Annotated in this window: 22 protein-coding genes and 2 pseudogenes; 9 read left to right on the top strand and 15 right to left on the bottom strand. The window is 38.6% G+C overall.

What is annotated here, in order from left to right; all coding sequences use genetic code 11:
* Window positions 1-40 precede the first annotated feature (40 nt).
* The 3 genes from CA730_RS07090 (at window position 41) to CA730_RS26415 (ending at window position 1734) form a co-directional block, all read left to right on the top strand.
* Window positions 41-400: a type II toxin-antitoxin system Phd/YefM family antitoxin gene (locus CA730_RS07090; protein ID WP_096665612.1), complete on the top strand. Its 360-nt coding sequence runs from the start codon at window positions 41-43 to the stop codon at window positions 398-400.
* Between the two features lie 140 nt (window positions 401-540).
* Window positions 541-1560: a transposase gene (locus CA730_RS07085; RefSeq protein WP_053537527.1), complete on the top strand. Its 1020-nt coding sequence runs from the start codon at window positions 541-543 to the stop codon at window positions 1558-1560.
* 45 nt (window positions 1561-1605) lie between these two features.
* Entirely contained in the window at window positions 1606-1734 is a 129-nt protein-coding gene (locus CA730_RS26415) for a DUF29 family protein (RefSeq protein WP_096671340.1), read from the top strand.
* A 161-nt stretch (window positions 1735-1895) separates the two neighbouring features.
* Here CA730_RS26415 and CA730_RS07075 read toward each other — a convergent pair whose 3' ends face one another.
* From CA730_RS07075 to CA730_RS26410, 3 genes and pseudogenes are all read right to left on the bottom strand, one after another.
* Window positions 1896-2699 carry a Uma2 family endonuclease gene (locus tag CA730_RS07075; RefSeq protein ID WP_096665609.1) on the bottom strand — a complete coding sequence of 268 codons (804 nt, stop codon included), beginning with the start codon at window positions 2697-2699 and terminating at the stop codon, window positions 1896-1898.
* A gap of 161 nt (window positions 2700-2860) precedes the next feature.
* Entirely contained in the window at window positions 2861-3580 is a 720-nt protein-coding gene (locus CA730_RS25520; protein WP_231940018.1) for an iron uptake porin, read from the bottom strand.
* A gap of 8 nt (window positions 3581-3588) precedes the next feature.
* Window positions 3589-4076: pseudogene (locus tag CA730_RS26410) on the bottom strand (iron uptake porin); the annotation flags it as partial.
* A 113-nt stretch (window positions 4077-4189) separates the two neighbouring features.
* Between CA730_RS26410 and CA730_RS07065 the strand changes: the two are divergent.
* The gene (locus CA730_RS07065) at window positions 4190-5587 is read left to right on the top strand and encodes a DUF4135 domain-containing protein (RefSeq protein WP_096665606.1); all 1398 of its coding nucleotides are present in this window, start codon (window positions 4190-4192) and stop codon (window positions 5585-5587) included.
* Window positions 5588-5819: 232 nt separating this feature from the next.
* On the opposite strand, the gene CA730_RS07060 is transcribed toward CA730_RS07065, so the two are convergent.
* Both CA730_RS07060 and dnaK read right to left on the bottom strand, forming a co-directional pair.
* Window positions 5820-6812: a DnaJ C-terminal domain-containing protein gene (locus tag CA730_RS07060; RefSeq protein ID WP_096665603.1), complete on the bottom strand. Its 993-nt coding sequence runs from the start codon at window positions 6810-6812 to the stop codon at window positions 5820-5822.
* Window positions 6813-6936: 124 nt separating this feature from the next.
* The gene (gene dnaK, locus CA730_RS07055; protein ID WP_096665600.1) at window positions 6937-8991 is read right to left on the bottom strand and encodes a molecular chaperone DnaK; all 2055 of its coding nucleotides are present in this window, start codon (window positions 8989-8991) and stop codon (window positions 6937-6939) included.
* Between the two features lie 265 nt (window positions 8992-9256).
* On the opposite strand from dnaK, the pseudogene CA730_RS07050 reads away from it, so the two are divergent.
* Both CA730_RS07050 and CA730_RS07045 read left to right on the top strand, forming a co-directional pair.
* Window positions 9257-10111: pseudogene (locus tag CA730_RS07050) on the top strand (M28 family peptidase).
* Window positions 10112-10662: 551 nt separating this feature from the next.
* Window positions 10663-11097: a DUF29 family protein gene (locus CA730_RS07045; protein WP_096665597.1), complete on the top strand. Its 435-nt coding sequence runs from the start codon at window positions 10663-10665 to the stop codon at window positions 11095-11097.
* Window positions 11098-11187: 90 nt separating this feature from the next.
* On the opposite strand, the gene CA730_RS25505 is transcribed toward CA730_RS07045, so the two are convergent.
* The 9 genes from CA730_RS25505 to CA730_RS07000 form a co-directional block, all read right to left on the bottom strand.
* Entirely contained in the window at window positions 11188-11526 is a 339-nt protein-coding gene (locus CA730_RS25505; protein ID WP_231940012.1) for a type II toxin-antitoxin system HicA family toxin, read from the bottom strand.
* 2 nt (window positions 11527-11528) lie between these two features.
* On the bottom strand, window positions 11529-11735 hold the full coding sequence (locus CA730_RS07035; RefSeq protein ID WP_039201429.1) for a type II toxin-antitoxin system HicB family antitoxin: 207 nt from the start codon (window positions 11733-11735) through the stop codon (window positions 11529-11531).
* A 213-nt stretch (window positions 11736-11948) separates the two neighbouring features.
* Complete coding sequence (gene fabG / locus CA730_RS07030; protein ID WP_096665594.1) at window positions 11949-12644, bottom strand: 3-oxoacyl-ACP reductase FabG; 696 nt, start codon at window positions 12642-12644, stop codon at window positions 11949-11951.
* Between the two features lie 273 nt (window positions 12645-12917).
* Window positions 12918-13244, bottom strand: a complete 327-nt coding sequence (gene trxA, locus CA730_RS07025) for a thioredoxin (RefSeq protein ID WP_096665591.1) — start codon at window positions 13242-13244, stop codon at window positions 12918-12920.
* A 126-nt stretch (window positions 13245-13370) separates the two neighbouring features.
* Window positions 13371-14678 carry a dihydrolipoamide acetyltransferase family protein gene (locus tag CA730_RS07020; RefSeq protein WP_096665588.1) on the bottom strand — a complete coding sequence of 436 codons (1308 nt, stop codon included), beginning with the start codon at window positions 14676-14678 and terminating at the stop codon, window positions 13371-13373.
* 270 nt (window positions 14679-14948) lie between these two features.
* On the bottom strand, window positions 14949-16571 hold the full coding sequence (locus CA730_RS07015; protein WP_096665585.1) for an archaeosortase/exosortase family protein: 1623 nt from the start codon (window positions 16569-16571) through the stop codon (window positions 14949-14951).
* Window position 16572: 1 nt separating this feature from the next.
* On the bottom strand, window positions 16573-17349 hold the full coding sequence (gene hpsJ-A, locus CA730_RS07010; protein WP_157749926.1) for an HpsJ-like protein, cyanoexosortase A-associated: 777 nt from the start codon (window positions 17347-17349) through the stop codon (window positions 16573-16575).
* A 654-nt stretch (window positions 17350-18003) separates the two neighbouring features.
* On the bottom strand, window positions 18004-18453 hold the full coding sequence (locus tag CA730_RS07005; RefSeq protein WP_053537811.1) for a YlqD family protein: 450 nt from the start codon (window positions 18451-18453) through the stop codon (window positions 18004-18006).
* Between the two features lie 88 nt (window positions 18454-18541).
* Entirely contained in the window at window positions 18542-20506 is a 1965-nt protein-coding gene (locus CA730_RS07000; protein WP_096665578.1) for an AMP-dependent synthetase/ligase, read from the bottom strand.
* A gap of 222 nt (window positions 20507-20728) precedes the next feature.
* Between CA730_RS07000 and CA730_RS06995 the strand changes: the two genes are divergently transcribed.
* Entirely contained in the window at window positions 20729-20965 is a 237-nt protein-coding gene (locus CA730_RS06995) for a hypothetical protein (RefSeq protein ID WP_096665575.1), read from the top strand.
* Window positions 20966-21142: 177 nt separating this feature from the next.
* Window positions 21143-21301, top strand: a complete 159-nt coding sequence (locus tag CA730_RS24185; protein WP_157749925.1) for a hypothetical protein — start codon at window positions 21143-21145, stop codon at window positions 21299-21301.
* Here CA730_RS24185 and recQ read toward each other — a convergent pair.
* Window positions 21298-23487 carry a DNA helicase RecQ gene (gene recQ, locus CA730_RS06990; protein WP_096665572.1) on the bottom strand — a complete coding sequence of 730 codons (2190 nt, stop codon included), beginning with the start codon at window positions 23485-23487 and terminating at the stop codon, window positions 21298-21300. The genes CA730_RS24185 and recQ overlap by 4 nt on opposite strands.
* A gap of 209 nt (window positions 23488-23696) precedes the next feature.
* Here recQ and CA730_RS06985 point away from each other — a divergent pair, with 209 nt between their 5' ends.
* Complete coding sequence (locus tag CA730_RS06985; RefSeq protein WP_096665569.1) at window positions 23697-24206, top strand: DUF29 family protein; 510 nt, start codon at window positions 23697-23699, stop codon at window positions 24204-24206.
* Window positions 24207-24394: the final 188 nt, after the last annotated feature.

Here is a 24394-nt window from a genome sequence, read left to right as displayed (position 1 = left end):
CATCTTATAATATGTATTATTCAGTATTTTATTAGATGCGATGCAAACTAGAATTAATCTCCAAAATATCCAAACTCTTACCGATTTCAAACGTAACGCCAAAGACTACGTAGAAAAAATTAAGTTGACAAAATCCCCACTGGTGTTGACTGTCAATGGCAAAGCTGAGGTTGTAGTGCAGGAAGCACAAGAATTTCAACAGATGTTAGATCAACTGCAAAACCTTAAGGAAGAACTGCAAAAACTCAAATTAGCAGCTTTACGCAATGAAATTAACATTGGTATTCAGCAACTAGAAAATGGTGAGTACACTGAATATGATGAAGAGTCGCTAACAGATTTTTTTGCAAATATTAAAGCCAGAGTTCAGAAAAGTGAAGTTGAAAGTGATTTTGTATGAGTCAATTTCGCATTTCTAGCCAAGCAGCAGGAGATATTGAGAATATCTGGAACAGAAGTGTTGAATGTTAGGAAAAGATTAAAAAAAAGTACCATAATTTGATACAATCTAAAAAAATATAGATAAAGAATTATCAAATTATGCGCTTAAAGAATTTCCCAGAAGTGGTCAAAACAATATTGAAACCATTGCCCAAAAAAGATTATCCAGTTCTGGACACATTTTCATTTGTATCAGTGTGGTTACAGTATGTCATGGATAAAAGTATAGTGAGTATGAGAGATTTATTTCAAAGACTAAATAATCAAGGGATAGATTTAAAAATATCAAATTTTTCCAAGGCAAGTAAAAAGAGAGATACTCAAGTATTTTTGGAGATAATAACTGAATTAAACAATCAACTGAGAAAGAAAAAAGGAAAGGAAGAAACCCAAGCATTATTTCCTATAGATTCAACAATTATTACATTAACAAGTAAATTATTATGGAGTCAAGGATATCATCAAGTAAAACTATTTTGTGGGTTAGATAGTTTGACATCAGAAGTTGGTGGAATGGTGATTCATTTTGGGCAAGGACATGACCATAAATATGGACAAGAAACAGTAGAAGCAATTCCGTCAAAAGGAGTAGGGATAATGGATAGAGGATTTGCATCCTCCGAAAGAATATCTGAATTAAAACAACAAAAAAATAAAGCTTTTGTCTTAAGAATTAAAAATAATGTCACTTTAGAAATGCTAGAAAATGGTAATTGTAAAGTTGGCAAAGATGAAAGAGAAGTGGAAATTAGAGTAGTAGCATTTTGTGATATAGAAACTAAGAGTGAATTTCGTTTAGCAACAAACTTATTAAATGAAGGAGAAGAGCAAGTTAGTAATCAAGAGATTATGGAAATTTACATACAAAGATGGCAAATTGAATTGTTATGGAAATTCTTAAAAATGCACCTCAAGTTAGACAGACTTATGACAAAGAATGAGAATGGAATTAGAATTCAGATAATGTGCTGTTTAATCGCTTATTTGATATTGCAACTAATAGAAATACCGCAAGAATTTGGCAAAACTTTATTAGATAAACTCCGTTATCTTCAGTCCTATATGTGTCAGGAAATAAGTTATGTTCATTGGTTTAGAAAACTTATTTGGATAAGATGAAAAATAGCACTTATAGGCTAAGTTTATTTCAATATGTAAAGTTTTATTACGCTATTCAACATTTCTGCAAAAACAGGATTAGAGAAAAACACTTTTCCTGAGCAATGTCCTTATACTTTAGAACAGTTAATTAATGATGATTGGTTTTCTAATACTATTAATATTCAATTTTAGGCACTCCATAAATTATGAATGATTTTAATGGTTTTGTGAGATGGTTAAGTTTGATGTTTCCATCAAAAATAATCAGTTCTAAGTCTTCAGTGAAAAATTAATTGAATATTTTAAATGTTGGGTTTCCTTGGGTCAACCCAACTTACACAAAGTGTGTTATTTTACACAATACTAGGATCGATATTCAATTCTCTGAGTTTGGCTGCTAAACGTTCTGCACGTTGAGTTGCTTCTTCTGCGAGTTGGGTTTGTTGTTCTGCACGTTGATTTGCTGCTTCTGTGAGTTGGGCTTGTTGTTCTGCACGTTGGGTTGCTGCTTCTGTGAGTTGGGCTTGTTGTTCTGCACGTTGGGTTGCTTCTACTCCATATTCTTCTGGTGTTAGCATTAATTGTCCTTCTGGCAGAAAATAACGCAATTTACCGTCATGAACACCCAAATATAAATTTAGTTGCTGACTCCATAATAAACCTTGAGGATTGGGTTCTATGGGTTGATATGTTCCACCAAACAAGATAAAACCAGCAAATTCTAAATTTTGCGGATTAAACCAGAAATATTCAGGTGTGCGGAAAATATCTTGATAAATTTGTTTTTTTAACCCTTTATCAGTGGACGCAGTGGAGGGAGAAAGCAATTCTATAATGAGGTTAGGATATTTACCATCTTCCTCCCAGACTACCCAATTATTTCTATCGCGGTTTTCTGTATCCAGCACTAGAAAAAAATCTGGTCCACGAAAATCTTTGGTTTTAATTTGCCGAGGACTATAATAAACAGTCATGTTCCCGCCAACAAAATAATTATTAATTTTATTTATATCTCGCCACCACCAATTGAGACATTGGATTAGTAGTAGCATTTGTTGTAGATGTAAAGATGATTCCAAGGGGGGTTCGTCACTTTCTAGATTACTGGGAGGAAATATTACATCTAAACCGGGTTCAATATTTTGGGTGACGGTCATAGCTGCAAGTTAGTGAGGGATCTACCTTTAGGATAACAGATCCAGGAGTCTAACATGATCGGGCGCAAGGCAGGGAATTTACAGGAGCAACAGTTGAGAAAAAATTTTATGGGATGGGCGTTTTCCTGCCCATCCTGGATAGAATATGTCTACTGTTTAAGCTAAAACGTGAAGGTAGTCCTCACTGTACCAATGACGACATCAGGATTATTACTGGTTTGGTTGGAAGCTACTAGCCAAATTACACCCAGTGTAATGGAAATATGATCATTTAATTTATACTTATAGAAAGCTTCCAAATGCAAGGGTGTAGAGCGATTAGGAATGGTGCTAACTACATCACTTGCACCACCTAAAAATGGTCTATAGAAAGGAATAATACCGGAACGAGTCGCATAGGGAGGAACACCAACGACAATACCTCCTAAGTTACCGTTTTTACCCAAATCAGGAAAAGCTAGAGCGATCGCATAACTGTAAACATCTGCACTTTCATTCTCAGTTCCGGCGGATTTACCTTGTTGATTAGTATACATAAACCAACTATTGACAGTAAATTTGGGAGAAACTCGCCACAACCCCGCTACACCGTAAGCGTTAATTTCTCGTCGGGCATTATCGGCAATTAAACTCGGTGAATTGGCGGAAATTGTTCCCACATCATTAAGGAAAGTCGGTGTTCCTGCGGTATAACCATTGAGGTAAGTTAAACCAAAAGCTAAATTTCTACTAGGTTTAAAGCTTAATTGTGCTAAAGCCGAATAGCGACCATCAAATAAACCTCCAGCCGTTGTCCCATTACTGCTATCGGGAGTTAAACTGTCTGGACTGTTAGCATTGGGAGCTAAATAGCCTAAAGTTAAGTTGATAGCCGGACTCAATTCATAGTGCTACCTGCTTGGAGTCTAATTTTTAGCTCGTCTTGTCCTGTAAAACTACTGGTTAAGTTAAGACGGACTCTGTTAGCAAAGATGGTGCTGTTGGGAGGTACACCAACTCTAAATGGATCACTGTCTCCAGTCAAAACATCACTAATAGCAAAAATCGCTTCACCGGAAAGCTTCGTTGTGGTGGAAAATTGCTGACTTTCTAAAATTTCGGCGCGGTTTTCTACAGCATCCACCCGACCGCGTAAAGTTGCTAATTCAGCGGTAAATTCCCCTTGTAGCCGTTGGGATATCCTGCTACACAACCATACCGTTCTACTAAGGATTGTAAAGCACTAAAAGCCCAGTCTGTGGGTTGTACATCGGACAATTGAGATACAGAAGTTACTTGTGCTAAATCATCATTTTCTGCTATTTCACTACCCCACGCTACTGAAGAAATCAAAACTACTGGGGTTGCTAAGACTAAACCTAAGAAAACTTTTAACATTACATCCTCACTGATACACCCTCATCTGGATCTGCTTTACACAGATTACCAGATAATGATAATTATTATCATAGTTAAGCGATCGCGTAAACACTGAGTAAGTTTCTAAGAAAATGAAAAAAATCAACTGTCAAGATTCCGTTTGGTTTCGTGCTATGTCATTAAAGGAACGGATAGCAGTTAGTTCCGATGAGTTGGTGGATGATGTTGAGTTGGGATTAAAAAGGCTTAAACGGTGGAAATCAGATTACATTTGGGTAAATACAGAATTATTTGCTCAAAAACTAGCTACTGAGGGGATTAATGAAGAGCAATTTTGCCAAATTTTGGGACAAACAGTAGTAACTGTACCATTGACGTGGGTAAAAGAAATTGAGCAAGCTTATGAAAATTTCAATAATCAAGATATTGCAAAGCTGTTATCTAGTTCTAGTTTATCTGCACATCCTTGTTTTGGTTTTTTGAATGTCCTTACTCCTTTGCTTGCTCAAGGTATAATTAAATTAGAAGCTGGATTAAATAATATACAAAATCTTCCTAAAAATTTAAGTAATATTAATGACATTTTATTAGAGGGATTACCAGAACAACTGCTATTAATGGTAAATACAACCTTAGTATTAGAACTGAATGTAGCCAGATTGCAAGGTTTATTAACAGGTGATGATTCTCAATCAAAATTTTCTAGCTTTATACAACGGTTGAAAATTCCCGAAGTGCAACTAGCATTGTGGGAAGAATACCCGGTTTTAGCCAGACAAGTTTTAGAAACAATTAATCGCTGGGTAGAAAATAGCTTAGAATTTATCCAGCATTTTTGTCATGATTGGGTAGATATTTGTTACCAATTTCAACCATCAGCAAACTCTGAAAAATTAGTTAAAGTTAAACGGGGACTAGGTGACAGCCATAATAATGGCAGGTCAGTTATTATACTTGAATTTGCTACCAGTTGGCAGTTAGTTTATAAACCAAGATCATTAGCAGTAGATGTCCATTTTCAAGAACTGCTGTTGTGGTTAAATGCAAAAGGCTTTAACCCAAATTTTCCTACTTTAAAGATTTTAAATCGGAATAATTACGGTTGGGTAGAATTTGTTAACTTTAAAGAATGTCATTCAGCAGATGAATTAAAGAGATTTTATCAGCGTCAAGGTGGTTATTTAGGATTGTTGTATAGTTTGGAAGCTACAGACTGCAATTCTCAAGAAGTGGTAAATTGCCAAATAGGCAAGGTAAAAATGAGATTTTCTGCCTATCCTTACCCTGATTATGGTATACTTGAAGGTGCAGTGAGGTCAATTACGGCAGATGCGATTTTATCTCAGAGTAATAACACAGGAGAATCGTATTTTGAAGTGACAATTGAATCAGAAAAGCTGCATTTGCAAAGAGATTTACAAAAATATCCCATTCAAGCGGGAATGGAAGTTGTGACAGAGATTATTGCGAAGGAAGAGAGTGTATTAACATTTATTTTGAGAAAAACTAGATTATTGACGAATTTATAAAAAGTATGAGGAGGGTTATTTTAACCAGTTTCAAAGATTAAGCTGTCACGCATTTAAATTGCTGGTTGAGATGAGGGAACAGGGAATAGAGAAGAGTTTGATGGCTTATTTTCTAACTTCACTAAATCAAATTTAGATGCTTTCTGGCTGATCACATCTAACCCTCTTCTGCTATTCTCGGAAAACAATAATCAAATTCATCTTTAAATCATGGAAATCCTGATTCTGACAATTAAATTAAATCAGCGCGAGGTTTAAAGGTTTCTATTTCTCGCAATTTTTCATAAAGTTCCCGTTCTTGGGGAGTAATATTTTTGGCAGTTACTATCTGAATTTCTACTAATTGATCACCTCGTTGACCGTTTTCAACTGGGTAGCCTTTATTACCAAGTCGGAATCTTTGCCCAGACCTGACACCAGGGGGAATGGTCATCTTTACTGGTCCATCAAGGGTAGGCGCTTCGACTTGTCCGCCTAATGTTGCTTCACTGGGAGTTACAGGTACTTGACAGAAAATGTTAGCCCCTTCCAGCTTAAATAAAGGATGAGGGTCAACGGTAATTTTTAGGTATAAGTCACCACCACTAATTCCTTGATTTCGTAAGCGGATGGTTTGTCCTGTCACCATAGCTGGGGGCATAGTCACTTCGAGCGATCGCCCATCTTCTAATCTTATCCTTTCATTACCGCCTTGATAAGCTTTTTCCAGTGGTAAAGTTAATCTGGCTTCGATATCCCTGCGAGTGCTACGGGGTGGAGTATTGACAGTATAGGCAACTTTAGTTCTAGGAGTGCGAAAGGGGTCGCTAGTGGTGGTATTTCCTGGAGTATTTTTGGGTTCTTTGCGGTTGCTGACACCAATTACTTGATTGACAAAACTCTCAAAATCATTGAATTGGCTGGGGTCTACATCCTGGCTAGAACGCCCGTTAGCGCGGTTATCCCAACCTTTAGGCTTGGGAGTTTGTTTATTGCCAGCAAAGCCATTTTGTTGCCAATAGCGGCTAAATTGGTCATATTGCGATCGCCTGCTAGAATCAGAAAGGATTTCATAAGCCTCCCCAATGGTTTTAAATTTCTCCTCAGCTTCCTTATTCCCCGGATTCAGGTCAGGGTGATATTGTCTAGCTAACCGCCGATAAACCTTTTTAATTTCTTCGCTTGTGGCATCCTTAGAAACTCCTAAAATCTCGTAATAATCCCGAAAATTTTGCAAATTTTGCATATATTTAAATGTCAGTGGTCAGTGGTCAGTGGTCAGTGGTCAGTGGTGTTTCTACTTGTGACTGACCCTGCAAATCCAATATTGGGAAAGATATTAAATCCCAATTTAAAAATCTAAAATCGAATTATAACCAATCATCGTCATCATCCCAGTTATCCTGGTAGCTGGGGCGTTTGCTGCGGGTGGGACGACTTTCATAATTAGGAGAACGCCCTGTATTGCCATAATCTTTGTTAACACTGCGGCTAGATGAATCTCGTTGCCGATAATTACTTCTGTAAACATCCCTCTCCGGTTCTCTTTCTTTTTCACCCACAAAGATTTCCCGGATAGCGCCAAATAGATCCTCATCTTCATCCTCAGCATAATACTGACGGACTTCTCTATTCAGTTCATACAGAGCATCTTGTAAATCAGCATAAGCCTGATCAATTCCCCGATCTTCGTCAGCTTGTAAACTTTCCCGTAAATTCCGGCAAATATTATCAATGCGTTGACGACGGTTACGGGCAAATTGCATTCCCATTTCCAAGGCCACTTCTCGCAATTGCCGTTCTGCTTGTAATATTAATGCTTCAGCACGGGTACGTTTTTCAACTCGTTCTTTCCGTTCTCTGTCAACATCGGCGTATTTTTGAGCATCCTGAATCATCCGGTTAACTTCTGACTCACTCAAAGTCGAAGCGCCTTGAATAGTAATGCTTTGTTCCCTGCCGGTAGTCCGATCTAGTGCCGTTACCTGGAGAATCCCATTAGCATCAATATCAAAGGATACTTGAACTTGAGGAATACCTCTGGGTGCTGGAGGAATACCATAGAGTTTAAACCGTCCCAAGGACTTGTTATCTGCGGCCATGTCCCTTTCGCCCTGAACCACATTAATTTCTACGCTGTTTTGGTTATTTTCCGAAGTAGAAAAAATATCAGAACGGCGGACTGGAATAGTTGTATTGCGAGGGATAAGTTTTTTCATTACACCACCGATGGTTTCTAAGCCCATAGATAGGGGTGTGACATCCAACAGGAGAACATCTTTAAGTTCACCAGCCAGAATACTGCCCTGAATAGCTGCACCCACCGCGACGACTTCATCAGGATTGACGTTTTCATTAGGTTCAATGCCAATTAAGTCTTGAACTAGCTGTTTCACCATAGGCATTCTGGTAGAACCACCAACGAGGACAACTTCTTCAATATCTACAGGAGAAAGTCCGGCATCTTTTAATGCCCGTTTGACTGGTGTTCTGATTCTACTCAATAAGTCTACACATAAACCTTCAAATTGCGATCGCGTCAGGCGAGTTTCTAGGTGTTTTGGCCCGTCCTCAGTAGCTGTAATGAAGGGTAAATTAATATCGGTGACACTCACGGCAGAAAGCTCTATTTTCGCCTTTTCTGCGGCTTCCATTAACCTTTGCAAAGCTTGGCGATCGCGTCTTAAGTCTACACCCTCTGCTTCTAAAAACTGTTCCGCCAACCAATCAACTACTTTTCTGTCAAAATCATTGCCACCAAGTTGAGTATCTCCACTAGTAGCTTTAACCTCAAATACGCCGTCACCCACCTCCAGCAAGGACACATCAAAAGTTCCCCCACCTAAATCAAACACGAGAATAGTTTCTGTGTAACCTCGATCTAATCCGTAAGCCAAAGATGCTGCTGTGGGTTCATTGAGAATCCGTAACACATCCAAACCGGCAATTCTGCCCGCGTCACGGGTAGCTTGGCGTTGGGAATCATTAAAATAAGCCGGCACAGTAATTACAGCGCCAGTAACAGGTTCACCCAAATAACGACTAGCATCATCAGCTAATTTTTTCAGCACCATCGCCGAAATTTCCTCTGGAGAAAATTCCTTATTTAAACGGGGACAGGCAACTTTAATATTGCCAACTTCATCTTTACGGATAGTGTAAGGTACGCGCTTTGAATCTGGGTTTAATTCGCCATACTTGCGCCCAATAAAGCGTTTTACAGCAAAAAAGGTATTTTGGGGATTGAGAACAGTTTGCCGCCTAGCCATTTGTCCTACAACCCTTTCACCCTCTTTACTAAAGCCAACTACGGAGGGGGTTGTTCGCATTCCTTCTGCATTGGCAATCACCACCGGCTTGCCACCCTCCATGACGGCGACTACTGAGTTGGTTGTACCCAAGTCGATGCCAACTACCTTGCCCATGCGTTACTCGTCTCCTGTTGCGTGTTTTATAAATTTATTATGATATGATAAGACTGCTTTCAGCTTGGCGCTAAATCAGGTCAACAATCCAATAATATAATAGTCGTCATTATTAAATCAGGAATTAGAGGCATTTTAGCAACAGCGGTGCTACCTGCTAAACTAGGATAGCATTTCAAGAGAGGGAACAGGGAACAGGGAACAGGGAACAGGGAACAGGGAATAGACAAAAAATTTACTAACCACTAATCTCTCATTAATTAAGTTGAATTTAAAGCAGCGGTTAGGAAACCATCTTCAGGAAGTAGCGAGAGAACGTGATCCTTATATGGCGACTGCGGGACATTTCTTTGTTCAAGAATACATTCGCCGGCAATTGGCACAATGGGGCAGTGTGGAAATCCACACCTTTGAAGTTAAAGGTAAAAGCTGCAAAAACTTGATTTTAAATTTACCCGCTTTAGCCAAAAACCAAAAGGCAGATTTACCACCTATTGTAATTGGCGCTCACTATGATGGCGTACCTGGTACAGTCGCAGCGGATGATAATGCGACAGGGGTGGTAGTTTTATTATAATTTGCCAGAAGTTTTGCCGAAACTCCCGCGAGATATCCTTTGCGGTTGGTGGCTTTTGATATGGAAGAATATGGTTTAGTGGGTAGCACTGATTATGCAGCTTTGTTACACGAACAAAAGCAACCTCTTCGCTTGATGATATCTTTGGAAATGTTGGGATATCGAGATTCTACTCCTGGTTCTCAAAAATACCCATTTCCTTTAGAGTTATTTTACCCAAATCGTGGTGATTTTATAGCTTTAATTGGCAATTTAAAGACTTTGGGTGATTTAATTAGTTTAAGTAAAAGTATTCACAAAGTTGGTATATTTAGTCAATGGCTACCAGCACCAAATCGTGGTTTATTAGTTCCCCAAACTCGCTTAAGTGATCATGCACCTTTTTGGGATCAAGGTTATCCGGCAATCATGGTGACGGATACGGCGTTTATGCGAAATCTCCATTATCAGAAACCTAGTGATACTATTGCTACTTTGGATTTAGATTTTCTCACGGGTGTATGTGAGGGTTTGGAACAGGGAATTAGGGGGGTTTTAAATTAATATTCTTGTCTGAATCAGGATATCCAGGATTAAAGGATTAACAGGATTAAAACTTCGTTCGGCAATAAGAGATTCCTACGGAGTGCTTCGCGATCGCATGATTCCTCTCTTTTCTAAAGTTTACTGGAGGCGATCGCTAAAGGTCGTTGCAATGACAAGTGGCGTGTCAGACTGTAGGTAAGTGCCGGTTGTCGAAACACCAACAACTGAGATGCGTTCTATTGACCACTTCGGTTCCCCAAATGGGATCAGCAATTGGTCAGGAATTTTAATCTGGACGAAAGGCATTGTCCCAGCTTTGAATTTGAATGTAACGATTATTTATTATCTCGCAAGTGCGTGTTAATTTTCATCTTAATAGTGAATTGTGGTAGATTTTCGCCCAAAGTCCAAGAAATCGCCTCAATGATTATCTTCTAAAGTTTAATGTAGGAGGTTCAAAGGTCAGTGTAGCGATTCCTAGTTCGCGCTTCGCTATCGGCTCTTATCTTAATGGATATAGTAACTAATGCTATAACTACTATATATCCCATTCTCACATCACTAAAGATATGGAAGAACTTTTGACATTAAGGGAATTACTACTTAAAGGTGATATGACTGGAGCTTTGGCAATTGTTGACGAGTTAGAAGAAATGAGCAGAGACGATAAAATCAACAACATTCGTAGCTATGCAGTAATTCTGCTTATGCATCTAATCAAGCAAAAAACAGAAAATCGCACTACGAAATCGTGGGAGCTATCAATTCGCAACTCTATACGCGGTATCCAAACCAAAAACCAGCGACGTAAAGCTGGCGGAACATACCTCAATACCGATGAATTAAGCCTAGCAATTTCTGAAGCTTATACAGAAGCAGTTGATCGCGCCTCCTTAGAGGTTGAAGAAGGACGCTATGAACCCCATGAGTTAGCCAAACTAGTCAACCGTCAAGAGATATGCGATCGCGCCATGATTTTAATCTCTACAAATCTAGAAATTTAAACTGGGTGTTAAGGATTCTAATGGGAGCTTAGGCGATTCAGAAGGTCAGCGTAGCGATCGCCAATACTACAAATAATACATACAATATATTTAAACATTGGCAATAAATTCTTCTACTGTTAACCCAGCAGTTCGTATCAGACCGTGTAAAGTCCCTTTTGCCACCTCATGATGATCAGGAACAGACAAAGTTACCATTTCACCTTCTTTGACCAAAATTATATGACTTGCACTTTGGCGTGCAAATCGCCAGCCCAGCTTTTCAAAGGTACGAACTAAGTAGGTGAACACAATAAAACCAAACTGTGTAAAGAAACGTAAAATCGCTGAAAACTTCTTTACTATTGCCTCTTGCCTTGCTATAACGACAATTTTCAACGTCAACCTACTTACTTCTTGTCCACTCAGACCAGGTAGTTTTGATGCCATAACTATACTAAGACTTCTACTTGTTTAGTTTCAATAGTCAATGGCAAGCCAATCTCTGCCCTAACCTGCAAGCAAGCAAAAATTGCATCTTGAATATTCTCTAAAGCCTCTTCTTTTGTCGCTCCCTGACTAATGCAACCAGGAATACTAGGACATTCAATCATCCAGACACCATCTTCATCTCGATCAATCGTAACATTGAATTTCATACTAAGTTGTAGTTAAGTAATACCTGTATTTTAGCTTTTAAAATTTCGATTATCCAACTGAACTTCCACAGTTTTAGTCTTAATGAAAGATTACCGCAAATTCTCGGAAAAAGTCAATTGCGATCGCTTTAAATAATAATTATAAGTGATACCTGCTGAGTAACAAACAGATACCACTCTCATAATCGTTCTCTTTCTCAGTCGTGGTTTATTTCACAAACTACCATAAACGGGAATGACTGCGCCACGAATATCAATAGCTGCTTCTGAGGCTAAGAAGCAGATAACTTGGGCGATAGATTCGGGTTTTACCCATTTGTCAGCGTTTTCTGCACCCATAGCAGATCTATTGCTGGGAGTATCAATGATACTGGGGAGAATGGTATTAGCTGTAATATTAGTATTTTTGGTTTCATGAGCGATCGCTTTTGTTAAGGCTATCACCCCAGCCTTTGCCGCAGAATAAGCAGCCAAATTTGCCGCAGGTTCAGCACCAGCGCGAGAACCTACAGTTACAATGCGTCCATAGCCATTTTCCAGCATACTTGCAAGGCTATGTTTACAAGTCAAAAAAGTTGTATTTAAGTTTAAATCTATTTGCTGTTTCCAATCATCAAAGCTGTATTTGTGAGTTTTTCCCATCGAAAAACCACCAACCAAATGAATTAACACATCCACTTTTGTCATGCGGCTGACCAGTTTCTCTACTGATGCTTCATCTTCCAAATTAGCAGGAATAAAATGGATTCTCGCAAAATCCGCCGGGGAAATAATTCCTTTGAGCCGTTCTACATCTTGAGGATTACGATAAGGAATAGTTACATCTGCACCTTGGGCGATAACTGCGGGTGTTACACCTAAACCGAGTCCCCCTGTGCCACCTGTAAGTAAAACTTGTTTGCCTTTCATGATAAAGATGCACTCCTTGGATATTCTTTATTCAAGATAGCGTGGATTTTCCAGAATCAATTTCAGGATTTTGTTTCCCACAATCTCTCTTAGAGTTCCCGCAAGGTAGGCGCAAAGGCGCAAAGGAAGAAATACACGAAAACCTGCTGTCATAGAGACGCGGACTTTGGCATCTCTAATTGAAAACAGTGATTGCAGATTAATGAGGTACAGGATCTAAATTTGCAGCCGGAAAACAAGCCAATTTTACCCCTAACTCCTGACTCCTGACTCCTACCGTATCTTAAGCTCTGCCTTTAGATGTTGTACTAGTTGTTCAACTTGCACAACACCTTCAATTTTATTCACAGGTTGTCCTTGTTTAAATAGTACCAAGGTTGGTAAAGCCGCAATGCCATATCGGCTGGCTAATTCTTTATACTTTTCCGTATCAATTTTGACAATCCGCAACTGGTCTTTCAATTGGAGATTCACCTTTTCCAAAATAGGAGTCATCATTTGACAAGGACCACACCAGTCAGCATAAAAGTCTACCAATACGGGTACATCTGAACCAGATAGCATTTCTTCAAAGCTGTTGAATTCTTTTTTAATGGTCATAACACACCAGTTTTTAATTAATTGTTTGTTTTAATGTTAGTTCTTAGAATCTGGAATTTGTATATGTTTATATTTTTTATAGATCCCCGACTTCTTTAAGAAGTCGGGGATCTGAGTATTAGTCCCTTACATTGTCAAAGACTGAGGATTGGTTTCAATCAATTTTGCTAAGTCTTGCAAGAATGCGGCGGCATCAGCACCATAAATGATACGATGATCACAGGTAACAGTTACTTGCATTTGTTGACAGACACCAAATAGGCCGTCGGCTGTGGCTACTATCTGGGGATGTGATGCACCAATGGCTAGGATAGAACCTTGTCCAGGGGGTAAAATGGCATCAAAGGTATCTACACCAAACATTCCTAAGTTGGAGAGGGTGAAAGTACCGCTGTTGTATTCTGCTGGTTGTAGCTGTTTGGCTCTAGCGCGTTCTACTAAGGATTTCCAGTTGCGAGATAAGGAGTAGATATCAGCTGCATCTGCATTTTGTAAAACGGGTGTGATTAAACCACCATGATCCATGGCTACGGCGACGGAAATGTTAATATTCGGGTGATTGACAATTCCTTGGTCTGAGTAGCTGGCATTGAGGATGGGGTGTTTTTGCAATGTCACGGCTACAGCTTTTGCTAGTAGCGCGGTCATTGTTACGCCTTTAGACTTAATTTGTTTGTAAAGTTTATCGAGTCCATCGGTGCTAATTGTGTAACTAACACGGAATACAGGTACGGATAGACTGGCTACCATACCCCGAACTACGGCATTTTGTAAGGTAGTGAATGGTACTATTTGACCGGGAACAGCACTACTAACTACTGGTGTGGTGACTGGTGCGGCTACAGGCGCAGGTTTTGGGGCGGCTACTGGTGCTGGTGCTGGCGCTGGTGCGGCAGTGACAACAGGGGTAGTAATTGGCTGAACTTTACCAACTGCAACTTCTACATCTTCCGCCACAATGCGACCGTAGGGACCACTACCGGTGAGGGTATTTAAATCTACTTTGAGTTCTTTGGCTAGTTTACGGGCGCGGGGTGAAACTACGACTCTGCCCGGTTGATGGTTAGAACCATTTTGATATGCGGTGACAGGGGAGGCAACTGCGGCAACTGCAACTGGTATGGGGGCAGGTGTCGAGGGGGCAGCAGCGTTATCTGCGTTGGCTAGGGACTTGGCTGTGGCTATTTCTGCTTCTGTTTCGGCGATATAAGCGATCGCTGCGCCGACTGGTGCGGTTTCACCGGCAGGAACAATAATATAGGCGAGATATCCTTCATAGAAGGTTTCTACATCCATATCAGCTTTATCTGATTCGACAACCACCACCGTTTCGCCTTTCTCTACTTTATCTCCCGGCGATTTGACCCAGGAGACAATTTTGCCTTCGGTCATGGTGGAACTCAGCGCCGGCATAAATACTTCGTTAATGCTCATGATATGGTGGTTTCAGAATCAATTATATATGGACTTCAATCTACGAATTTTAACAGTTTTGTGATCAAGTGGGTGATTTTTTGGAAAAATCAGATTGATGAAAACTATCTGTTTTTTTGCACAAAACACAACCGCCTACTTCATTGTCAGCGGTTTTGGGGAATTGAATGGATAGTTCTTCCTCGTCATCTCTATGATAACAAATCCAAAATCATTTGTCAACCCCCTAATACTCTATTTTTGCGTTTGTATGGGAGTAAATCTTTTTGTCTAGTTTTTCAACTTCGGGAAATTACCCTGCCAATAAGACAATAAAGCCTGCCAAACAGCCTCCAATTCAGCCTCACTACCATCAGCTTTGGACAAGGAGAGTTGCCCCCAGACACAGCGTTTGTCACGGAGAGTCTGTTTACCGTTGAAGAGATTCAACCATTGAGAGGGATTTAGATAAGGACGATAAAAATAGGCAATGAATTGACTCACTGTCGCTGTACTTTTTCCCATGGAATTAATGCAGGCTGTCAAATAGTTTTTTTCTCCAGAGGAGAACTGTAAATGATAACCTTTAGGGTTAATCTTTTCCAGAGGCTCTATCAGCTTAGGTAAATCTGGCAAAAAAGCCAACGACTTGTAGTAAGATTGAATATTGCCTAAACTAGAACTAGAGGGGATGTAGTAAAAATTCACAGTTAAATCCTGTCCGGTTTTTCGGTAATGATAAATTTGTCCTGATAGGATATCCTCCCTAAGATCGGCTTCCATCTGATAAGCTTCCATATCCCTAGTCTGTTGTGGGAGATTTTGCTCCTTTCGCGGTATAGAAACAGGTTCACTAGAGGTTAATTGCCAACCGGGGAGAGGTATTTGCTGGGGAAAACTATAGGTAGCAACTTCACCCAACTTCGCGCTGTAATAAAACCAAAAATTAAATAAAATGATGATCAAACTAATAGTTACAATTACATTTGAATATGACACTGGCTGGGATTTGCGAGAGGTGACCTTTGACGGTGATAATGGAATTTGATTATCGGGTGATAGTAACAAAATTATCGCTCCAAAACATAGGAACGACAGTACAGCAAAGATATTACCACCTTCATCTCCATGCCAATAATGAAATGCGGGTTTATCTGTCACCACTAATGCCATAATTATTAATCTGCCAATGGAAAAAACCCCACTAATAAGGAACGAAAGGATAAAAGGCAAATAAATATTTCTCAGTAAAAAGGGAGAAAGAATGACAAGCATCATGGAAAGTCTTAATAGCATGAGCAGGAGAGGTATCCCAGTACATGCCTCGTGTACAGAAATGGCGCCACTATTAACATAAACTATAACCCCCTGATTCACGGAATCAAATCCCAAGTACCATAAAACAAAAGAGGTTATTTTCGCAGAGATAAGTGCAACAGGAAACCGACTCAACAATACCGACAATAATCGAGTAATGAGATAGATGAAAGTGGGAAAGATGAAAATAATTGCTAATTCTTTCTGGAATTGTTTAATTCCTTGAAATCCTGATGCTAATAAGGCTAAACCAGTAGCACTAATCAAGGCAATAAAATACCAATAAACCCAGATTGCTTCAACTAAAAAACCCGCCTTGATGTAAGGAATAATAACTAGGCAAAAACCAATGAAATTAGCAGGAAACTTGCTGACAAAAGCAATGTGATTGCGTCTATCGTAAATGTTAAATAAAATACCTATATATAGCAATAGCAGGTATGACCAGTTTTGAACATCTTTGTCAACTAGCGAGTAGAGTGTTAAGTTAATTGCAGAAATCAACCCAAAGATGAATAGGAGTAGGAAAGTATGATCAAGTTTAACTTTCCTGAATCTTCCCATTTTACGTTTAATTGCTAACATTATCTGTAACATTCTAAAAAGCCTGTCCTATTTTGAACCAAACAAATACAAAGGTAAAACAAAGAATAAAGAGAGCAATAATTGTTCTATAACTATTTTTCCATCTATTCCTATGTTGCTGTCGCTTAGCTTGATCTGCCGCTTCGGAAATTCTTCTTTTGGCAATGAGTAAGTTTCGTTTAATTGAATCTTTGATCTGAGAATCTGGTAAATTTAATTCCTTTGGACTCAGGTTGATATTCTTACCAATAAGCTTAAGTTGTGCTGTAGTAACTCCAGAATTCAGACCCTTTTCTATTTGAGCTATTTGTTCAATATTGCTCTTTTGCTGTTCGATAATCTGATTATTTACTGATTTTAATAAACGTCCTGTATTTACAAAAACCAGGGGAATTGCGAGGAAAAATGCGACTCCCATCAATAGGATTATCCAGCGAATAATTTTTTGAAAAATAATTTCTGGAAAGCGGATGTCATATTGATTTTCGCTAAAATAGCGAGTAAAAATAAACCCCAAACCAATCAAAAAAATCCAACTGTGTTCAGTGAATGCTCTAATAGAATTAAGTTCACTTTCAAAGTTTTGGAGTTGGAACTCAGAAAGAACATAGATAAAGTCTATGAATGACATAATCACAAGAGCATAACCGATGATTGGTAATAGACCAGTCAGATCACTACTATTAAATGAGATTCCTATTAATTTAACCCGACGGAAAAATTTGATAAAATTCCTGACTAAAGAGAAAAAGAATAAATTAATGCTTTCTCTAATGTTCTTCATGTTCATGATGTTTACTCTATATAGCGATATAGCGGTATGTACTTGAGTGAGATATACTAAACATGGGTGAGATTTAAACTTTTGCCAAATGACAAAGAACCTAGATGTGTAGGGGTTTAGCAGTGCTAAACCCCTACGTTTAGAATCAAACAATCAAGTCAGTAAATTACGACCTCTGTAGTAGCGTAGCATCGTTTTCGGCTTTGAGAATAACTTATTGAGTAGGGTGGGTCAGATAGAGGAAATCTGTTTTTTACCAAATTATTGGGTCTGACGCACCCTACAAGAAATAAAGTATGCACATAACTTATTGAGTAGGGTGGGTCAGATAGAGGAAATCTGTTTTTTACCAAATTATTGGGTCTGACGCACCCTACAAGAGATAAAGTATGCACATAACTTATTGAGTAGGGTGGGTCAGATAGAGGAAATCTGTTTTTTACCAAATTATTGGGTCTGACGCACCCTACAAGAGATAAGCCAAACTATCCAATTGATTATAAATTGGGTAGTGTATCAAAAATTTCGGTTTTTAGCTATTATTAGTAATATTTATTTTTTAGAGATTCAATATAGTCATTGACTTATCAAATAAGCGATCGCTTCCCCCTGCTTCAAGAAATATCCCCGACTTCTCCAAGAAGTCAGGGATCAAGTTGTTTAGATATCTCCGCGAATTTCTTCGACAATGCCATCACGCAGGACAACTTCCACCTGCATTTTACTAATCAAGTTATCACCCAGTTCGATGCGGAAAAAGCTTTCCATTTGAAATTGGTTGACTTCTTGATCTAATTCCAACAATTGTACTTGCTGGAGGTTTTGCAGCATTTGGTTTTTCTGCTCTAGGAGTTCACTTTTCTTTTGATTGACTTGTAGTTGAATATTGTCAATTTGTTGGAGTGTTTGGGGTCCTGGTGGTTGAACACTTTGCTTTTGAATGGCGCTAATTGCTCTTTGTCCTTCAACGTCTAGTTGTTGCAGTTGTTGGTCAACTTGATTAATCTGAGCTTGGAGTTGCTGTTGTACTTCCTCTTTCCAGAGACTAGTAACTATGGCTTTGACATTAATGGGGCGTTTTAAAAGCAATTGAGGGTTGGAGACATCCATAAAATTTGTACGTTCACTCTTAAATAGTTTGTAGTGTGGAGAGGAGTCAGTAGGGGGTTCCCTGCTCAAGATTTGGGAAATTAGGAAATTATTTAGCAAACATCCCGTCAATAATATCGCAATATCGTTCCACAACAACGTGACGACGGATTTTGAGAGTTTGTGTCATGAGTCCATTTTCAATTGAGAATTGTTCCTCAATCAGTTTGAATGGTCCAATACGATCATCGGCTCGATAGCTGGGACGGTTTTGGACTTCCCGATTTAATTCTTGACGAAACAAATCCTGGACTATTTTACTCTCTAAATCAATCTTTTCGGTATGATTTTGAGATTGGTTCCATGCTGCTAAGGCTTCTAGATTAGGAACAATTATAGCGCCAATGCTACGTTGATCTTGTCCTACTAGCATGATTTGGTCAATGTAGGGCGATCGCAAACAAGCATCTTCTATAGGCTGAGGTTCAATGTTTTCCCCATTGGTTAAAACAATGGTGTCTTTTGCTCTACCTGTTAATACTAGGTCATTTTCAGGTGTCACCCACCCCAAATCACCACTGTCAAACCAACCTTCTGCATCTATAGCTTTGCTTGTAGCTTCAGGATTTTGATAATAGCCCTGCATGATTTGTGGACCCTTGAGCAGCACTAAACCCCGTTCTCCGACTGGTAGAGGTTGACGAGTCTCAGGGTTGACAATTTTTACTTCCGTACCCGGAATTGGTTGCCCCGAAGAACCCCGTAAATTTCGCCAAGGACGACGAGCATTAGTTACTGGTGAGGTTTCTGTCAAACCATAACCTTGTAAAATTTCCACACCAGCAATTTCAAAAAAGTTATCTATATATGTAGGTAGCGCCCCACCACCACTAATGACGTGCTTAATTTTTCCGCCTGTGGCTTCCCGCACTTTAGTATAAACTAATTTTCCACCTAGTATATGGAGTGGTAACAAAGCTAATTCTACTATTTTGGCCTGGGAACGTTCAATAAGTGATGTGTGAATGTGATTTAAACTCAAACCCTTGGAAATACGCCGTGCTTCCACATATTTCTGGCTCATGTTCAATAAAAATTTGACCAAACTTTGTTTTTTGGCTGGTTGTTCGCGGAATTGCTTTTGCACTCCTTCATAAATTGATTCCCATAAACGAGGAACAGCAATCATGTAATTGGGTTTAAATTTCTTCAAATCCCCTTTGACAGACCGCAAATTAGTATAAATTTGGGTACAGCCTTGAGAAAGTAGAAAATACTCACCACTGCGTTCATAACTATGCCATGTGGGCAAAATACTCAGGGCAATATCTCCTTTTTCCGGTTGTACTACTGCTCTTAAACTTTTAACTTGGTGCAGTAAATTTTTGTGAGATAGCATCACACCCTTGGGTTTTCCCGTAGTACCAGAAGTATAAATTAGGGTTGCTAATGTTTCGCCGCTGTATTTAGTCGCTACTAAGGTGTTGTTGCTACCAATGCCTAATAATTGGGAAAAGTTGACCACTTGAAAATTAAGTTCTGTGGGTGGTGTCTCATCGGAAAGGAGAACTACGAGTTTAATCGGTAATTCTTTGAGACCTGATTCTAATTTATTTAGAGTTTTGACATCCTCAACTACCAATGCTGTACTACCACTATGGGAAATAATATAAAGTAATTCTTCTTTGTCTGCTTGGGCGCTTCGGACTGCATTTACCGCTCCAGCAGTCATAATACCTTGATCGGCAATAAACCAGCGAGGACTATTATCAGCAATCAGGGAAACCCGTTCACCATAGGGAAGAGTGTCGCTATTGTGGGTATTGATGCCTAACTTCTGCAAACCAGACGCAAATCTTTGAATTTGATCCCATAACTGACCATAGGTAATTTTTACTTCTGGTTTAGAGTGGGGATTATGTAGAGCAATAATATTCTCAAATTTCTTTGCTGCTAGAGTCCAAATTTCCGGTAATAACTCAATATTTGTGTAATCTACGGAACTCTCTAATGCTAGACGTTCTTGTGCAGAAATGTTATTGGAGAAAGAAGTTGCAGATTGTTTTTTCGTCATAAATGATACTGTTAAATTCAATCAATAACGCTATTTAATATTTAGTTTACACATTAATTGATAAAAATTACTGAATTATTATTCCATCTATAAAAATCTATGCTAAACTAATTTTATATAAACTAAATACTATGGTTGAGTCTTATGACATTTCCATAAATTTTAAGACTAACCAACCTGTTCCTATGTAATTTCGTCGGGGAGTAATTCCCTATAGATTTGATGGATGTATTAATGCTCACCGTCATCAATGCTGGGGCTTGTTTAGCTTTACCCAAGCTGCTGTCTATAATTTTAGTTCGTAAACCTCAACAATCTCAACCTCTTTCCATTGTATCTGATTGCCAACCTGCCAAAATGGGAATAACTAGTTTCCCCTATTGTACAGCCTACGCATTAACTGGTAGTCAATTTTGTAAATTTAGTCCGCGTTTTTGTAATCAATGTTCTCCTAATTGAAGGAGTCAGGAGTAAACTGGCTTTGTTAATAGGTTTCAATTTAGATTTTGTACCTCCTAACTACGCAACCTGCTGTATCTGAGCTTTGGGCGTAGTCCCTGCGCCCCTACTGGATTTCTATTTAATTTACTTATGTAATATCAAAGATATTTAAAAATTCAAAGTTGCTCAAATGTAGTGTTTATCAGGCAAAATGAAGATGTGTTTATCACCAATATTTACAAAGGAGAGTTATTTATGACTTTATTTGATGGTCTGTTTTTCACACTATTGAATGCGGCTATTTGTTTGGTTTTACCTAAGCTGCTATCTCTGGCTTTATCGGCTAAAAACTAAAAGTCAATATCATCTTTAATAGATTTCTGTTTTTCCCGTCGCCATTTTGCTCTAACTAAACGAATTTCATCAAAGCTGTAGCTCTCACCTAAATTTTCTCGAATGGGTGTGAGGGCAATATCACCCACAATTTCCAAGACGTTCCAGATTCTTTTCTGACGTTCTAGGGGGACTAATTTACTCAAGTCTAAAGATTGTTTTTTCTCAATTAAATCTGAGAGATGACGGATAATTGTAGTGGGGCGGATATTGCGTTTTTGGGCGATTTCTTCAATACTCAATCCCTGGTTATATAATTCTAATGTTGTTAATTCTGTATCTGAGGGTGAGTTAGGAAAGGATGAATAATTCCCGCGATTAATTGTCTTTTCTGGTAAACCTTGTTCTTGACGATAGGTTTGAATTTCTGCTAAGAATCTTTCGCCATACTGAGATAATTTATGGCTACCAACGCCGGAGAGATTGCCAAATTCATCTAAGGTTTTGGGTTGGCTTTGTGCCATTAATTTTAAGGTAGAATCATGGAAGATAACGTAGGGTGGCACGGCTTGTTCGTCTGCGAGTTGTTTACGAAGCGATCGCAATTTTTGCATGAGAACTTCCACATCTGCGGATTTGCCACTTCCCTCTTCCCAAGTCATCTTTTTGACTGTAGGAACAGCAATGGAAACTGTGCGTTGTTTTCGCATGACTTCCCAGCTTAAAGCATTTAGTTTTAAAACTGAATAACCATCAGCCGTTTGTTCTATTAATCCTTGATGTAATAAGGATCTACATAACATTCGCCATTCATCTACTGTTTTATCTTTGCCAATTCCATAGGTAGAAAGTTGATCATGTTTATTAACAATAATTCTCTGATTTTTTCCACCTCGCAAAACATCAATAATATGCAGCATTCCAAATCTTTCTTTACACCTAGCCACACAAGATAAAAATTTCATGGCTTCAATTGTCCAATCTTGAACAGGTTTGGGATAAAGACAATTATCACAATTTCCGCAATTGCCGGGAAATCTTTCCCCAAAATAACTTAATTGAATTGTGCGTCTACAATCTGTCCCTTCTGCATAATCAATTACCTGTCTTAGTTGCTGTTTAGCTATTAATTGTTCTTGAGGATCGGTTTTTTGATTAATACTCCATTCTATAGTTTTAATATCACCATAATTGAAAAATAATGTACATTTAGAAGGTTCATCATCTCTACCTGCTCGTCCTGATTCTTGATAGTAACTCTCCAAATTTCGGGGTAAATCAGAATGCACTACAAACCGCACATCAGGTTTATTAATCCCCATGCCAAAGGCAACAGTAGCCACCATGACTCGCACATCATCCCGAATAAACCGAGTTTGATTTTTTGATCTTTCATCATCACTTAAACCAGCATGATAAGGCAAAACAGAAATCTTATCATTTTGGAGTTTTAAAGTTATTTCATCAACTTTTTTGCGAGTTAAACAATAGATAATTCCCGAACCTTCATTTTCTCTAACTATTTCTAATAATTCGGCGTAAGCACGGTTACTTTTAGCCCGGACTTCATAATAAAGATTTTGGCGGTTAAAACTAGCAATATGAATACTTGGTTGTTTTAATCCTAATTGTTCAATAATATCCGCCCGGACTCTATCTGTAGCGGTAGCTGTGAGGGCAACTGTAGGCACATCAGGATAACGTTTTCGGAGTAATCTTAATTGCCGATATTCTGGGCGGAAATCATGCCCCCATTCAGAGACACAATGGGCTTCATCAATAGCAAAGGTGGAAATCCCGACTTTTTCTTTAACTACATCTAAAAGGGGGAGAAATCGGTCACTAACAAGGCGTTCTGGGGCGACATAAAGTAATTTTATTTTACCATTCATGATCGCTTCTTCACGGGAGCGAACTTTATAGGCGTTGAGACTACTATTGAGAAATGTGGCAGAAATGTTATTAGTTCGCAGCGCTTCTACTTGATCTTGCATTAAAGCTATCAAGGGTGAGACTACCACTGTTAAACCGGGTTTCAAAAGTGCCGGTAATTGAAAGCATAGAGATTTACCCCCACCTGTGGGCATGACTACCATTAAATCACGATTTTCTAACGCATCTTCGATAATTTGCCGTTGTCCAGGGCGAAATTGATCATAACCAAAATGATGTTTTAAATATTTTTCTAGGTCTGGGTACTGAAGCATGGTAGATGGCTGTTGCGTGTCTGAGTTGTGATGAATATATTAGAATTTTAACGCACGTTGGGGAATTGGTAGAGGGATAGTAGTTATAATTATAGACACAAGATGGAGGGAAATTGTCTGAGAGGGTAGCGTGGTATAGTCATATCAGGATTTGAGGATGAACAGAGGATGAGAGTTTTATCACCAATTACTAATTATAGGAAATAACTATGACGCAAGAATTAATGGAGTTAAGACAAACTATATTAGAAGGGCGTTATGATGATGCCTTGGAAATTCTTGATGATTTGGAGGATATGAGCAAACAGGGAACTTTGCGAAAAATAGAAGCTTTTTTAGTGAGGTTGGTTATTCATCTGATTAAAAATCAAATTGAACAGCGTTTAACTAATTCTTGGATTGCTTCTATTTCTGATTCTGTGATTCAAATTGCCAAATTGAATATTAAAGATAATCAAAAATCCTATTATATTAAATCTGATGAATGGGGTGAATATTTAGCAGAAGCTGTAGAGATGGCAATTCGTCCAGCTAGTGCCGAGATTTTTGACGGTACGTTAAAACCGAGTCAGGTTTCTCAAAGATTACAAGGAAAAGAATTAATTGATTTTGCAGAAAATCTTTTGTTGTTAACTTATGAATATCAACCTAAAGAGTTAGCAAAGATGATTGATAATTATTTATCACAATTACCAGGAGGTGAAGATTGGTTTGAGTAATTTTGGTAAAACTAAGTTGTTTAAGTATAATGAAGTAATGAATAACCAACTTGGCGTAGATATATGCTTGTGTTGTCTTCATGATGATAAGACATTGAATGAATGAACCACGAAGGAGCGAAGAGCGCAAAGGAAGAAGAGTTTTATAGAGTTTTTGCGTTAGTTCTGGTAAATTGTGCCTGTTGGAT

The organism is Dolichospermum compactum NIES-806, assembly GCF_002368115.1.
GTDB lineage: Bacteria > Cyanobacteriota > Cyanobacteriia > Cyanobacteriales > Nostocaceae > Dolichospermum > Dolichospermum compactum.
This window is presented reverse-complemented; position numbering and strand designations above follow the sequence as displayed.